Below are 13,533 nucleotides of genomic sequence, written 5' to 3' on the forward strand. Positions count from 1 at the left end.
TGCCGATGCTTATCGGATTGATCAGACATGGACTTACCGATTGGAATGCGGCGGGCCGCATCCAAGGCCGCAGCGATATCCCGCTCAATGATGAAGGACGCCGTCAGGCGGCCGTATTGGCCCGGCGTCTTGCGGAAGAAACCTACCGTTGGGATTTCGTGATTTCCAGCGGACTGCTTCGGGCACAGGAAACGGCCGAGATTATCGCCGCCCAATTGAAGCTGCCGATGCTTGAAGCCGATTCGCGTCTCGCGGAACGCGGATTCGGCCAAGTGGAAGGGCTGACCCAGGCCGAGCGGGAAGAGCGATTCGGGGCCGAGTGGAACACCCAGGATATCGGTCAGGAGAAGCTTGAAGCGCTTGAAGAACGGGCTTTGTCTTTTATCGCCGATCTGGAAGCGAAATATCCGGACAGCCATATCCTTGTCGTCACGCACGGGGGGCTTCTGGCCCAGCTGTATGCCGCTCTCTACAAAGGCAGACATACCGAGCGGATCGGCAACCTCTCGCTGACGGTGCTGGAAAAACGGGGAGAGCAGTGGGAACCTCTCATCTATAACTGCACCAAACATCTGCTTAAAGAACCTGCGGCAGACCCAAGAACTCCCTGAAATCCAAGCCTTTCTTCGGCAGCCGCCGACGAAAGGCTTTTTTTGGTTTAAACGCCCCCAGACGTTCTTGCTAAATAAAAATCATGATTTTTACCGTTTTCTGGTGCAAGCTCTCCCTTTCTGGTTAAATTCAAAGAAAGGAGCCCGACTCTTTTCTCTTTTTTTAAAATCGAGAAAAATTGAGGACGCTCTCAATTCTTTCACGCACGGGGTATGCGGGGGAATCCCTACTCCAGCCAGAAGTCGTCGAAGCAGAGTCGGTTGCCGGATGATACGATAACTCGGGAGGTGCGTCCTTTGGACAAGATGAAAGCCGCTTACGAAGTGATGTTGGGCCTGGCCGCCGAGATGGTATGGGATGAAGCGCTGCGCAGACGGCGCTGCGAAATGCTGCAGCAGGACATCGATGCCGCTCTCGCCAATGGGGACGAATTGGCTTTTCTGGCGCTGACCGGCGAATTGAAGCTGCTGGAAGGCCGTTCGATTTCGTCTGAATCCTCGCGCTTGCCAACTTGAAGAAGCCGCAGTTAAAATAGAAATGGGTTCATCACAGCCTGGCCGCCGACGCGGTCAGGCTTTTTGTGAAGGAACGGCTGTTGAAAAGTCGCCCGAATTTGGCGTGGGAGGAAGAAAATGACGCTTTCTTGGTTGTGGAGCCGGGCTCTGCTGACCGACCGAAGGATTCTCTGGCTGCTGCTTGTCAGCAATTTGATCGGAACGGTATACGGATATATTTGGTACGGCGGCCAGTTGGCCAATGTATGGGAAACCCAGCCGGTTTGGCAAATCGTATTTGTTCCGGACAGTCCGACCGGCAGTTTGTTCTTTACGCTTGCCGTATTGGGCCTGCTTTTTCCTCCTTCTTCGAGATGGATGAAAGGGACCTTGAATCTGATCGAGGCGCTGGCGGTTGTCACTTCGGTTAAATACGGGGTATGGGCGATTTCGATTATTGTCTGGGACGCGGGTCTGGGTTATCCGATCGAGCCTCTCAGTTGGATGCTGATTGCGTCTCACGGCATCATGGCGTTTGAAGCGCTGCTGTATGTCCGTTTCTTCAGTCTGGGCGTGCTGTGGCTGATTCCGGCCGCGGTTTGGACTTTTGCAAACGATACGATCGATTATACCTACGGGATTTTTCCGTATCTGTCGCCGGAACATCTGGCCCGGATCGATCAGGTACGCAGCTTCACGTTTGCGCTGACGGCGGCCAGTGTACTGGCCGGATGGGCGGCGATTCGAGGAGCCGGCAGGAGATGGAGATCCGGCGAAAGACAGGTTCGGCGTTCCCGGTAGCTTGGCCGCTGTCATTGTGTTGGAAATGTCTTTGCGATAACATAAGGAAGAATGCAGCGCAAGCCGGTAGGTCAGAAGAACAGCGAAAGGGGGAATCGGCATGGAGAAAAGTCTGGCGGAAATGCAGCGGGAAGTCGACCGTTATATTTCGCAGTTCAAAGAGGGGTATTTCAGCCCGCTGTCGATGCTCGCCCGGATGACGGAAGAAGTCGGGGAACTTGCCCGGGAAGTGAATCACAGCTTTGGCGAAAAGCCGAAGAAGAGCGGGGAAGACGACAATTCGATCGAATTGGAACTGGGCGATATTTTGTTTATTACGCTTTGCTTCGCCAATTCGCTGAATATCGACCTGACAGAAGCCCACGATCGGGTCATGCACAAATTCAATACGCGCGATAAAGACCGTTGGACACGGATCGACGCCGAAACGCGGCAGGAGGAAGAAGAAAAATGAGCGAAAAAATCAGGGTAGCGGTTGCAGGGGCAGGCGGACGCATGGGACGCGAAGTTGTCAAAATGGTACTGGAAGACGAAACGCTGGAATTGGCTGCGGCGATCAACCGTTCGGGAGCCGGGAAAGATGCGGGCGAGTTGGCGGGACTCAAGCCCTGCGGCCTGATCGTGGTCGATGATCTGGATGCGGCGCTGGCTTCCGCCAAGCCGGATGTCCTCGTGGACTTCAGCGTTCCTTCGGTCGTTTACTCCAACACGGTAACGGCGATCAAGCACGGCGTCCGTCCCGTCGTCGGTGCAACGGGCTTTGCGCCCCGGCAGATCGAAGAGCTGGACGAATTGTGCCGGGAAGCGCATATCGGCGGACTGATCGCTCCGAACTTTTCGATCGGGGCGATTCTGATGATGCAGTTTGCGGCGAAAGCCGCAGAATATCTGCCGCATGTCGAAATTATCGAGACTCACGGCGACCAGAAACTGGATGCGCCTTCGGGTACCTCGATCAAAACGGCGGAACTGATCGCGAAAGGCCGCGAGAAGTTCAAGCAGGGCAATCCGGATGAAGAAGAAATTCTGCCCGGTGCGCGCGGAGGCGAATACGAAGGATTCCGGATCCACAGTGTGCGTCTGCCCGGCGTATTTGCGCAGCAGGAAGTCATTTTTGGCGGTTATGGACAGAGCCTCAAGATTCGCCACGATTCTTACGAACGCGCCGGTTACATGCCGGGCGTCAATATCGGCATCAAGAAAGTGATGGCGTATACCGGTATGGTGTACGGGTTCGAACATTTGATGTAGAGCATTCTATCAACCTAGCCGGAAAGAGGGATCTCGATGAAGATCGCATTTATCGCGCACGACCGTAAAAAAGACGAGATGGTCAATTTTGTAACGGCTTACGAAAAGGCTTTTGCAGGCAGCGAGCTGTATTCGACAGGAACGACCGGCCAGCGGATCATGGAAGCGACAAGTTTGCAAATCCATCGGTTTATGTCGGGCCCGCTCGGAGGTGACCAGCAGATCGGTGCACTGGTGGCCGAGAACGAACTGGATCTGATCATTTTCCTGCGCGATCCGCTGATGGCGCAGCCGCATGAACCGGATATTACGGCGCTGCTTCGGATATGCGACGTACAGGGGATTCCGGTAGCGACGAATGTGGCAACAGCCGAGATTCTGGTCAAAGCCCTGATGCGCGGCGACTTTGGCTGGCGGGAGCTGGTACATAAGTACAAACCGGGAATTGAGAGCAATGAGTGAAAAATTGGATATTCTCGTATTTGGTGCCCATGCCGACGATGCCGAGATCGGCATGGGCGGTACGATCGTCAAGCATACCCGAGCCGGCCGGCGCGTCGGAATCTGCGATCTGACTTTTGCCGAGATGTCTTCGAACGGCACCGTGGAGCTGCGCCGGCAGGAAGCCGAGGCGGCCTCCGCCGTACTTGGCCTCTCCATGCGCAGCAATCTCGGTCTGCCGGATCGCGGGCTGTTTCGCACGGACGAGCATATTCGCCGGATCGCGGCCGAAATCCGCAGATGGTCGCCGAAGGTTGTGTTCGCTCCTTATTGGGAAGACCGGCATCCGGACCACATCGCGTGCAGCGCCCTGGTTGAAGAAGCCGTTTTTAATGCCAAGCTGCGCCGTTATATGCCCGAGATGCTTCCGACAACGGTGAGCAGTCTTTATTTTTATTTCATCAACGATCCGGGACGCACCGACCTTATGGTCGACGTCACGGATTTTTATACGGAAAAAGAACAGGCGCTGCGCTGCTACGCTTCGCAGTTTACCGGACCGGGGCAGAATGCGGATGCTGTCGATACCCCGCTGACCGCGCAGTATGTGGAACGCGTCAAAGCGCGCGATTCGCTGCTCGGCCAAAAACGGGGCATCGGTTACGCGGAAGGATTTGCTTCGCGTCTGCCGCATGAGATTCATTTGTTCGACTAGAGAAAACAGGAAACCACCCGGAGCCCCGTATGGGCAGCCGGCAAGAAAGGAGTTCCGGGCTTAATGAAAGACACACTCAAAATCGGCATCACCTGCTATCCTTCGCTTGGCGGATCGGGAGTGGTCGCGACGGAACTGGGCAAGCTGCTGGCGGAAAAAGGACACGAAGTCCATTTTATTACGCACAGTATTCCTTTCCGGCTGGGAGCCTTTCACAAAAATATTCATTATCACGAAGTGGAAGTCAGCGACTATTATGTTTTTCGTTATCCGCCGTACGATCTGTCGCTGGCATCCAAAATGGCGCAGGTAGTCAAACGGGAAAAACTCGATATTTTGCATGTCCACTATGCGGTACCGCATGCCGTGTGCGCTTATCTCGCGAAGCAGATGGTAGGAGACGATCTCAAAATCGTGACTACGCTGCACGGGACCGATATCACGGTGCTGGGGCAGGACGTCACGCTCAAGGACCTGATCGCGCTGGCTATCAACCGCAGCGATGCGGTCACGGCGGTATCGGCGGATCTGGTTCAGCAGACGCGCGAAGCGCTGGAAATCACGCGCGGCATCGATCTGACCTATAACTTTATCGACAAAAGGGTGTATTACCCGCGCGAAGTCTCCGGGCTGCGGAGCGAATTTGCGGCACCGGACGAGAAGATCCTGATGCATATCTCCAATTTCCGGCCGGTGAAGCGCGTGCCGGACGTGATCGAGGTCTTCGACCGGGTCAACCGCGAGATGCCGTCCAAGCTTCTGCTCGTCGGCGAAGGGCCGGACATGCCCAAAGTGCAGAGCAAGATCAGGGAGCTGGGGCTTGAAGACCGGGTTCATTTTCTCGGCAAGCAGGATGAGATCGCCCAGGTGATTTCGCTGGCGGATCTGCTGCTGCTTCCTTCGGAAAAAGAAAGTTTCGGGCTGGTGGCGCTTGAAGCCATGGCCTGCGGCGTGCCTACCGTCGGTTCGGAGGCCGGGGGCATACCGGAGCTGGTCGAACACGGCGTTACCGGTTATCTGGCGCCGATCGGCGATACGGCGGCGATGGCGGCTTACGCCGTGCGCCTGCTGAGCGATCCGGGAGAAAAAGCGAAAATGCGCGAAGCCTGCCTGGAGCGGGCGCATACGCGTTTTTGCGATCAGAAGATCATGCGCGAGTACGAAGAAATCTACTATCGCGTGCTGGGGCGCAAGCTGCCGGAAGCGGTCGTTCAAGGCTGCTGAACAACCTTGAACGACCGCATACAGAAAGAGAGGAAACGGAGTTGAATCATGTGGCGGAGTGGAAGTACGCCGATCCCGAGGAAGTCCGACTGAGCGCGGAAATTCTGCGTACGCTCGAGCAGGCCGGACATACCGCCTGCTGGGTGGGCGGATGCGTCCGCGATGAACTCATCGGCCGTCCGGTCAACGATATGGATATCGCCACGTCGGCCCGTCCCGAAGAGGTGACGGGGCTGTTCGCCCGTACGGTGCCTACCGGGATCGAGCATGGCACGGTGACGGTCGTCGCGGAGAAAGTTCCGTTTGAAGTCACGACTTTCCGGACGGAATCGGATTACAAAGATTTTCGCCGGCCGGATGAGGTTACTTTCGTCCGGTCGCTCGACGAGGACCTGCGGCGGCGGGACTTTACCATGAATGCCATCGCCCGAAAACTCGGCGGCGAATACGTCGATCCTTACGGGGGCCGGGCCGATCTGGAGCTGGGTATGATCCGCTGCGTGGGCGAAGCGCGCGAGCGGTTCCGCGAAGATGCGCTTCGCATGCTGCGCGGCGTACGCTTCGCCTGCGTGTTCGGTTTCGATTTTGAACCGAAGACCTGGGAAGCGCTGCTTGAACTCCGCGGCAATATGACTCATATTGCCGCGGAGCGGATCCGAGCCGAACTCGAGAAGATGATCGGCGGGCCAAGTCCGGCGGAAGGACTGCGGCTGCTGGCCCAAAGCGCCCTGCTGGCCGAAGCGAAGATCCGCATGAAGCCGCAGGCGCTGGAGCAGGCGCGTCCCGCAAGACTGGACGCACTGCCGCCGCAGCCGGCCGAGCTGCGCTGGGCGGCGCTGCTTCAAGGCTTGGGCGTATCCGGCGGCGAAGCGGAAAATCTGCTGAAGAGCTGGACGTTCTCCGGCGGATTCTCCAAATCGGCCGCGGCGCTGCTGCGGATCGACGAGCGAATGGAGGCGGCAGGCGGCGCAGGGAGCCAGCTTGTTTTTATCCGCTGTGTATTGGACTTCGGCCGGAAAGCGGCCGAAACCTGGTTGACCTACCGCTCCGCCCTGGCCGAAGCGGACAAGCTGCCGGCTGCCCGGTTCGAGCAGGCGGCCGAATGGCTGGCGGCGATTCCGGCCGAATCGCCGCGGGAGCTTGCGCTCGGCGGGAACGATATCGCCGGGCAGTTGAATCGTGCGCCCGGCCCCTGGCTCGGCGCACTGATCCGGCGGCTGCTGGAAGCCGCCGCCTTGGGCGAGATCGTAAACGAACGCGAAGCGCTGTTGGCGGGGATGAACCGGCTGCTCTCGGAGACGGATACACGGGAGGAGGCGAGAAGCGAATGACAGAACCGAAACCGACGCAAAACGACAGCCGCCGATCGAACCGCGGGGCCTATCCGCTTCCGGACGGAGACGGACAGGCAAGCCTGCTGGACATGTTCGACGCGGCGGGCGGAGAGTACCTCTCCGGGGAAGAGATCAGCCGGCGGCTCGGCGTCAGCCGCACGGCGGTATGGAAGCAGATCCGCCGGCTCAAAGACGCCGGTTACGTATTCGATGCTTCGCCCAAGCTTGGCTATCGCCTTGCGGCTTCCGTATCCGCCCTCGATACCCGGCGCATCGCGGCACAGCTTCGGACGGTTCGTTTCGGCCGGGAGTTGACCGTGCTGGCGAAGACCGATTCCACGCAGACCGAAGCGGAGAAACGGGCGCGCGAAGGCGCGCCGGAAGGGACTCTTGTCGTAGCCGAAGAGCAGACTTCCGGCCGGGGCAGACAAGGAAGAGTCTGGCATTCGCCGCCCGGAAAAGGCGTCTGGATGAGCACGGTGCTTCGTCCCGAAGGTCCGCTGACCGCCGTGCCGCAGCTGACACTGCTGGCGGCGGTAGCCGTCTGCCGTGCGATTCGTCAGGTAAGCGGGGTGGAAGCCGGGATCAAGTGGCCGAACGACCTGCTGGCGGACGGCCGCAAGCTGTGCGGGATACTGCTGGAAGCGGTGGTCGAAGACGGCGGCGTGCGGCACTGCATTATGGGAATCGGTATCGATGCCAATCTGGAAGAGTCCGATTATCCCGAAGAACTGCGCAGCAAAGTGACCTCGCTGCGGCGCGAATCGGGTATCGAAGTCGATCGCTCGGCGCTGATTGCGGCTGTGATGAACGAATTCGAGACCCTGTATCGGCTGTATGCCGAGAGCGGATTCGAACCGGTGCGGCTGCTGTGGGAATCGCTGAGCGTTACGCTTGGCCGCGAAATCGTCGTGCGCGATGTACGCGGCGAACGCCGGGGATGGGCGCATGGACTCGGCGGGCAGGGCGAGCTGATGATGCGCACGGAAGACGGGGCGGTCGTGCCGGTCTATTCCGGCGATATCGAGCTCTATCCAAAAGAAAGAGAGTAACAAAGAATAAGAAAGGTGTTTTCTTTTCGGAGATTTGTTATACTGGCGGTGTGGAGGCGGTATCGGCGTTTCAAGCCGAACTGCACTGCCGCAGCCGTAAAGATCCGATTGCAAGACCCCCTGTTCCGGACGGACTTTCGCCCGGACCGCGTGAATTGCCCTGCAGTTCTGCTCTGAGCCGTACAAGGACCGAGACAGAAGGGAGAAGCGAATCGTCGCACCCGTTTCTTCTTACCTTTCGGCCCTTTTGGTGACAGCAAAAGGCTTTTTGCGTTGGACAAAGCTGCAAGTCCTGTGCAAAGGCCCACACTATCCACAAAAGGAGCCTGATAAAATGACAGCAAAAAGACCGTTGAACGTAGTGAAAATCCGCAAAATGAAACAGCAGAAAGAACCTTTGACGATGATTACGGCTTACGATTATCCGTCCGCGAAACTTGCGGAAGAAGCCGGCATCGACCTGATTCTGGTAGGGGATTCCCTGGGCAACGTCGTACTCGGCTACGATTCGACGATTCCCGTAACTTTGGACGATATGGTGTATCATTCGAGAGCGACGGCGCGGGGAGCGGGCAATACGTTCATCGTCGCCGACATGCCTTTTATGACCTACCACGGAAGCATAGATGAAACACTCAGAGGCGTGCGGCGCCTGATGCAGGAAGGACATGCGCACGCCGTCAAGATGGAAGGCGGCCTGGAGATTGCCTCCGCGGTCAAAGCGATTGTGCAGGCCGGAGTGCCGGTGCTCGGTCATATCGGCCTGACGCCGCAGTCGGTCAATATGATCGGCGGCTACCGCGTGCAGGGCAAAGACGCCGAAGATGCCAAGCGTCTCATGAACGAAGCCAAAGCGCTGGAAGAAGCCGGAGCTTTCGCGGTCGTCCTGGAACTGGTTGCGGAAGAAACCGCCGCCGCCATCTCCCGCGAACTGTCGATCCCGACGATCGGCATCGGCGCCGGCCGCGGATGCGACGGCCAGGTGCTTGTGTTCCACGATGTGGTGAAGTACGCTTCGCCGTACATGGAGAAAAGATTCGTCAAAACGTTCGCCGATATCGGCTCGCAGATCCGCGGCGGTATCGAAGATTACGTGAACGAAGTGAAACGCGGAGCTTTCCCGGCCGAAAATCACGTATTCAAAGCCGATGAGGGCGTCGGCGAGTCGCTGGATTCGCTGTACGGAGGAGGACGTTCCGAAGAAAAATCGGCTCATCCGGGCGCCGGAACTTCCGATAAAAAGAAAGTGGGGGCGCAGGCATGAAGATTGCCGCCACCATTGCCGAAGCGCGGGCTCTGATTGCCGCGCTGCGCGAAGAGCGCCGCGGATCGGCGCAGGGAAACGCCGTCGGTTTCGTGCCGACGATGGGTTATCTGCACGAAGGCCATGCCAGCCTGCTGCGGCGTTCGCGCGCCGAAAGCGGCATATCCGTGCTCAGCATCTTCGTCAACCCGATCCAGTTCGGACCGGGGGAAGATCTGGACCGCTACCCGCGCAGCGAAAAAGCGGATCTGGAACTGGCCGGGCGCGAAGGCGTCGACGTCGTGTTCCTGCCTTCCGTGGACGAGATGTATCCGGAAGAACGCAAAGCGACCGTCACCGTTACCGGAGTCACCGAGCGCCTGTGCGGCGCTTCGCGCCCGGGACATTTCGACGGCGTGGCGACGGTCGTCTCCAAACTGTTCCATATCGTCAAACCCGATAAAGCTTTCTTCGGAGCAAAAGACGCCCAGCAGGTGGCGGTTCTGCAGAAAATGGTGACCGATCTGAACATGGACGTCGAAATCGTGCCTTGTCCGATCGTACGCGAGGAAGACGGGCTTGCGCTCAGTTCGCGCAATGTGTATCTCAGCAGCGAGCAGCGCAGGGAAGCGCTTGTGCTGTCGCGTTCGCTGCGCGAAGCCGCAGTCCTTATCGAAACGGACGTTTCCGTAACGTCCCGTCAGATCACGAACCAGGTGACCAAGGCTATCGAGACTTCTCCCCTTGCCGAGATCGACTACGTGGAGCTGCTCACCTTCCCGAATCTCGAACCGCTTGTCGCGGACCGCGAACTGTCCGACCTTCGGCAGTCCGGCGGCTCGGTCATCCTTGCGGTAGCCGTCAAATTCGGCACGACCCGACTGATCGACAATGTCATTATGAAGCTCAAGGAGGCTCCTCTGCATGTATAGAACCATGATGAAATCGAAGATTCACCGTGCGACGGTCACGGAAGCGAACCTGAACTACGTAGGAAGCATCACGATTGACGAAGATCTGATGGATGCGGCCGATCTGCTGGAGAACGAGAAAGTGCAGATCGTCGACAACAACAACGGCGAGCGGCTGGAAACGTACGTGATTCCGGGTGTCCGCGGGAGCGGGGTCATCTGCCTCAACGGCGCGGCGGCGCGGCGTGTACAGCCCGGAGATACCGTGATTATCATCTCTTATGCGTCGATGTCGAATGAAGAAGCGCTGCTGCATCGACCTACCGTCGTGTTTGTGGATGAAGGCAACCGCGCCGTCGAGACGGCCGTCAAAGAAATTCACGCCACGATTCGTTAAAAAAGCGAAAAGCGGACGCCGCTCGCATCACGGTGCGCGGCGCCGCTTTTTTTTCTGTACTGCGCGCGCCAAACCTTCCATTTTTCGGGCTTCCTGCGGTGGTGAATGGTTTCCCAAACCGCCCTTTGTCTGTTATGCTGATAAGGAAATACGTATTGAAAGGATTTATCGATTCCATGAAATTTGCCGTGCTGGATTTTGAAACGACGGGCACTCAGGCATCGGATGCCATCATCCAGATCGGTCTGAGCGTCATTGACCACGATCTGCAGATCGTGGATACTTACCAGTCCCTGGTCAATCCCGGCGTTCCGCTTCCGTCGTTCATTGCCGAACTGACGGGAATTCGCGAAGAACAGCTTGGCGAAGCGCCGGTATTGGACGAAGCGATCATCGGGATGATCCCGCTGCTGGACGACGCCGTCCTGATCGGACACAATGTAGCGTTCGATTTCGGCTTTTTGCAGCGCGCACTCGACCAGACCGGATATCTGCCGTTCAGCGGCCGGATTCTGGATACGATCGATCTGCTGCGTATTTTGTATCCTTCGATTACGAGTTACCAGCTCGGCGCGGTTGCGTCGCAGTTCGGCGTTCCGCACGAGCGGCCGCACCAGGCGGATAGCGATGCGCTGGCGACGGCGCACGTTTTTTTGCACTGTCTGGAAGAAGCGAGAACGCTGCCGCTCGTGACGCTGCAGCGCATAGCCGAACTGCTGGCGGGCGACAGCGACCTGGGTTGGTTTTTCCAGACGCTGGTCGAAGAGAAAGAACTTGAACCTCTTCAGGAAAGCGGGGAATTCAAGTTCTACCGCCAGTTCGCGCTCAAGACGGGCGAGTGGGCCGAAGTGCCTCCCGCCCGCGAAATCCGCGACGGCAATCCGCTTGAAGAGGTGTCGTTCGAACAATTTCTGGAACAGGTGCAGAACAATCTGCGGGCCGAACTGCCCGGATACGAAGAGCGGGAATCGCAGAACATTATGTTCGGCAAAGTCCAGGAAGCGTTCGACAGCGACAAGCATCTGCTGATCGAGGCGGGAACGGGAACGGGCAAATCGCTCGGCTATCTCATTCCCGCCATTTACGAGAGCGTCAAGAAAGACCGCAAAGTGATGGTCAGCACCCATACGATCAATCTTCAGGAGCAGCTGCGCGAACGCGACGTTCCGCTGTTGACCAGGGTCGTGCCGTTCGAATTCCGCGCCTCGGTGTTCAAGGGACGCCAGCATTACTTGTGCATGCGCAAGCTGGAACAGAAAATCGACCGGCGCGAATTCGCGCATCCGGCGGACGACGCGCTGACGGCGGCGCAGCTTATCGTCTGGTTGACCCGCACGCAGAGCGGCGACGACGAAGAATTGAATCTCGGGATCGGCCGCGGCCAGGATTTCTGGGATACGATTGCCAGCGAGACCGATTCGTGTCTGGGCCGCGCCTGTCCGTGGTTCCGAAGCTGCTATTATTATCGGGCGAAACATGAAGCCTCCATGGCCGATGTCGTCGTGACGAACCATTCCAAACTGTTCTCCGACGTCAAAGCCGACGATCAGCTGCTGCCCGCCTACGAGCGTCTGGTGATCGACGAAGCGCATCATCTCGAAGATGTGGCCGGCAAGCATTTGGGGCTGCATCTGAAATATTTCTCGTTTGTCCATACCCTGAACCGGCTCTACAAAGACGGGAAAAACGGCCAGCTGCCGGCCCTGCGCCAGCTGCTTGGACGAATCGGTCACGAGAAGAAAAACGATTGGAACGGGGCGATCGACGATATTGTTCCGGAACTGATCGATGCCAAAGAAAGCTGGGACAAACTGACGGAGCTGCTCTATACGCTGCTGCCCGACCGGGCGGATATCTCTGCACCCGAAGCCGGCCAGCATACGCTGCGGCTGACGGCGGGCGAATATCCGGCCGGTTGGGATACGCTGTCGACGCTGGAAGACCAGATCTATGTAGGTCTGGGCGAAGCGATCCGGCGCGGGGAACGCATGGCGGCTTCCGTCAAGGAAGACAGCGGCGATTACACGGCCGAAGGTCTGGCTACGGATATTTCGGGTTTGTTCAAAGATTTATCCGAAGCCAGGGAATCGCTGCGCTTCTTTATGAGGCTCGACGACGGCAGTACCGTATATTGGCTAGAAGGCAGTTCGCAGTTCAAGAGCAAGTCGCTGCAGATGTATGCGGTACCGATCGATGTGAGCGCGCAGCTGCAGCAGCACTTTTTCGATAAAAAGAAAAGTGTCGTTCTGACTTCGGCTACGCTTGCCGTCGACAAGAAGTTTGACTACATGATCGATCAGTTGGGTCTGCGCGAAGCTTCTTCGCAAAAAAGACTGTTAACGGAAGTGCTGCCTTCGCCGTTCAATTACCGGGAGCAGGCGCTGCTGATCGTTCCGCGGGATTTCCCGAGTGTCAAAGGACAGATGGCGGATGCTTCGTTCCTGGCCGCCCTGACCGATTCGCTGGCCCGGACCGCGGAAGCGACACAGGGACGCATGTTGGTGCTGTTCACTTCCTACCGTATGCTGCGCCAGGTATACGAGCCGCTTAAGGAGCTGCTGTCCGCGTCGGGCATTTCGCTGATCGGGCAGGGAGTGGACAGCGGAAGCCGCAGCCGCCTTACCCGGCGTTTTCAGGAGAATGCGAAGACCGTGCTGCTCGGCACCAGCAGTTTCTGGGAAGGGGTCGATATTCCGGGCGATGCGCTGACCTGCCTGGCGATCGTACGCCTTCCGTTTCAGCCGCCGAGCCATCCGCTGCTGGAAGCCAAAAGCGAGCTGCTCAAGCGGCAGAATCTCAATCCTTTCATGAAATTGTCCGTTCCGCAGGCCGTGATCCGCTTCAAACAGGGATTCGGCCGGCTGGTGCGCACACGGCGCGACCGCGGTATCGTGATCGTCTATGATACGCGCGTGATCGAATCGTATTACGGCAAGTACTTTTTATACTCGCTTCCGGGTCCGAAAATGGAGCATATGGCGCTCGAGCAGATTGTGCCGAGAGTTGCCGAGTGGCTGGCACCGGAAGGGAAGTCGGATTAACTTTTTCCCCTGGGAGG

Annotated in this window: 14 protein-coding genes; all 14 read left to right on the top strand. The window is 57.9% G+C overall.

All coding sequences use genetic code 11. The annotated features are described in order from the left end of the window. Window positions 1-5 precede the first annotated feature (5 nt). Window positions 6-611 carry a histidine phosphatase family protein gene (locus tag HOP44_RS03135; protein ID WP_172250458.1) on the top strand — a complete coding sequence of 202 codons (606 nt, stop codon included), beginning with the start codon at window positions 6-8 and terminating at the stop codon, window positions 609-611. A 297-nt stretch (window positions 612-908) separates the two neighbouring features. Further along, the gene (locus HOP44_RS03140; RefSeq protein ID WP_172196250.1) at window positions 909-1,127 is read left to right on the top strand and encodes an IDEAL domain-containing protein; all 219 of its coding nucleotides are present in this window, start codon (window positions 909-911) and stop codon (window positions 1,125-1,127) included. Window positions 1,128-1,244: 117 nt separating this feature from the next. After that, window positions 1,245-1,907 (top strand): DUF1405 domain-containing protein, encoded by a 663-nt coding sequence (locus HOP44_RS03145; RefSeq protein WP_172250460.1) that lies wholly within the window; start codon window positions 1,245-1,247, stop codon window positions 1,905-1,907. Between the two features lie 100 nt (window positions 1,908-2,007). After that, on the top strand, window positions 2,008-2,361 hold the full coding sequence (locus tag HOP44_RS03150) for a nucleotide pyrophosphohydrolase (RefSeq protein WP_172250462.1): 354 nt from the start codon (window positions 2,008-2,010) through the stop codon (window positions 2,359-2,361). Further along, the gene (gene dapB / locus HOP44_RS03155) at window positions 2,358-3,158 is read left to right on the top strand and encodes a 4-hydroxy-tetrahydrodipicolinate reductase (protein ID WP_172250464.1); all 801 of its coding nucleotides are present in this window, start codon (window positions 2,358-2,360) and stop codon (window positions 3,156-3,158) included. The genes HOP44_RS03150 and dapB overlap by 4 nt, the downstream gene beginning before the upstream one ends. Before the next feature lie 36 nt (window positions 3,159-3,194). Continuing rightward, on the top strand, window positions 3,195-3,620 hold the full coding sequence (mgsA, locus tag HOP44_RS03160) for a methylglyoxal synthase (protein WP_172250466.1): 426 nt from the start codon (window positions 3,195-3,197) through the stop codon (window positions 3,618-3,620). Beyond that, window positions 3,613-4,314 carry a bacillithiol biosynthesis deacetylase BshB1 gene (bshB1, locus tag HOP44_RS03165; RefSeq protein ID WP_172250468.1) on the top strand — a complete coding sequence of 234 codons (702 nt, stop codon included), beginning with the start codon at window positions 3,613-3,615 and terminating at the stop codon, window positions 4,312-4,314. The genes mgsA and bshB1 overlap by 8 nt, the downstream gene beginning before the upstream one ends. 63 nt (window positions 4,315-4,377) lie before the next feature. Continuing rightward, window positions 4,378-5,538, top strand: a complete 1,161-nt coding sequence (gene bshA / locus HOP44_RS03170; protein WP_172250470.1) for an N-acetyl-alpha-D-glucosaminyl L-malate synthase BshA — start codon at window positions 4,378-4,380, stop codon at window positions 5,536-5,538. 50 nt (window positions 5,539-5,588) lie between these two features. Continuing rightward, the gene (locus HOP44_RS03175) at window positions 5,589-6,869 is read left to right on the top strand and encodes a CCA tRNA nucleotidyltransferase (protein WP_172251545.1); all 1,281 of its coding nucleotides are present in this window, start codon (window positions 5,589-5,591) and stop codon (window positions 6,867-6,869) included. Window positions 6,870-6,961: 92 nt separating this feature from the next. After that, entirely contained in the window at window positions 6,962-7,924 is a 963-nt protein-coding gene (locus HOP44_RS03180; protein ID WP_246369617.1) for a biotin--[acetyl-CoA-carboxylase] ligase, read from the top strand. A gap of 334 nt (window positions 7,925-8,258) precedes the next feature. Further along, the gene (gene panB / locus HOP44_RS03185) at window positions 8,259-9,188 is read left to right on the top strand and encodes a 3-methyl-2-oxobutanoate hydroxymethyltransferase (RefSeq protein WP_172250474.1); all 930 of its coding nucleotides are present in this window, start codon (window positions 8,259-8,261) and stop codon (window positions 9,186-9,188) included. After that, entirely contained in the window at window positions 9,185-10,099 is a 915-nt protein-coding gene (panC, locus tag HOP44_RS03190; protein WP_172250476.1) for a pantoate--beta-alanine ligase, read from the top strand. The genes panB and panC overlap by 4 nt, the downstream gene beginning before the upstream one ends. Beyond that, window positions 10,092-10,475 carry an aspartate 1-decarboxylase gene (gene panD / locus HOP44_RS03195; RefSeq protein WP_172250478.1) on the top strand — a complete coding sequence of 128 codons (384 nt, stop codon included), beginning with the start codon at window positions 10,092-10,094 and terminating at the stop codon, window positions 10,473-10,475. Before panC ends, panD begins: the two co-directional genes overlap by 8 nt. A gap of 176 nt (window positions 10,476-10,651) precedes the next feature. Continuing rightward, complete coding sequence (gene dinG / locus HOP44_RS03200; RefSeq protein WP_172251546.1) at window positions 10,652-13,516, top strand: ATP-dependent DNA helicase DinG; 2,865 nt, start codon at window positions 10,652-10,654, stop codon at window positions 13,514-13,516. Window positions 13,517-13,533 lie beyond the last annotated feature (17 nt).

It is taken from the genome of Saccharibacillus deserti, assembly GCF_013618475.1.
In the GTDB taxonomy this organism is placed as follows: domain Bacteria; phylum Bacillota; class Bacilli; order Paenibacillales; family Paenibacillaceae; genus Saccharibacillus; species Saccharibacillus deserti.

Excerpts from the sequence above, each read along its gene's own strand:
- HOP44_RS03135 (WP_172250458.1), top strand. The coding sequence starts at position 6 with ATGCTTATCGGATTGATCAGACATGGACTTACCGATTGGAATGCGGCG.
- HOP44_RS03145 (WP_172250460.1), top strand. The coding sequence starts at position 1,245 with ATGACGCTTTCTTGGTTGTGGAGCCGGGCTCTGCTGACCGACCGAAGG.
- HOP44_RS03150 (WP_172250462.1), top strand. The coding sequence starts at position 2,008 with ATGGAGAAAAGTCTGGCGGAAATGCAGCGGGAAGTCGACCGTTATATT.
- dapB (WP_172250464.1), top strand. The coding sequence starts at position 2,358 with ATGAGCGAAAAAATCAGGGTAGCGGTTGCAGGGGCAGGCGGACGCATG.
- mgsA (WP_172250466.1), top strand. The coding sequence starts at position 3,195 with ATGAAGATCGCATTTATCGCGCACGACCGTAAAAAAGACGAGATGGTC.
- bshB1 (WP_172250468.1), top strand. The coding sequence starts at position 3,613 with ATGAGTGAAAAATTGGATATTCTCGTATTTGGTGCCCATGCCGACGAT.
- bshA (WP_172250470.1), top strand. The coding sequence starts at position 4,378 with ATGAAAGACACACTCAAAATCGGCATCACCTGCTATCCTTCGCTTGGC.
- HOP44_RS03180 (WP_246369617.1), top strand. The coding sequence starts at position 6,962 with ATGTTCGACGCGGCGGGCGGAGAGTACCTCTCCGGGGAAGAGATCAGC.
- panB (WP_172250474.1), top strand. The coding sequence starts at position 8,259 with ATGACAGCAAAAAGACCGTTGAACGTAGTGAAAATCCGCAAAATGAAA.
- panC (WP_172250476.1), top strand. The coding sequence starts at position 9,185 with ATGAAGATTGCCGCCACCATTGCCGAAGCGCGGGCTCTGATTGCCGCG.
- panD (WP_172250478.1), top strand. The coding sequence starts at position 10,092 with ATGTATAGAACCATGATGAAATCGAAGATTCACCGTGCGACGGTCACG.
- dinG (WP_172251546.1), top strand. The coding sequence starts at position 10,652 with ATGAAATTTGCCGTGCTGGATTTTGAAACGACGGGCACTCAGGCATCG.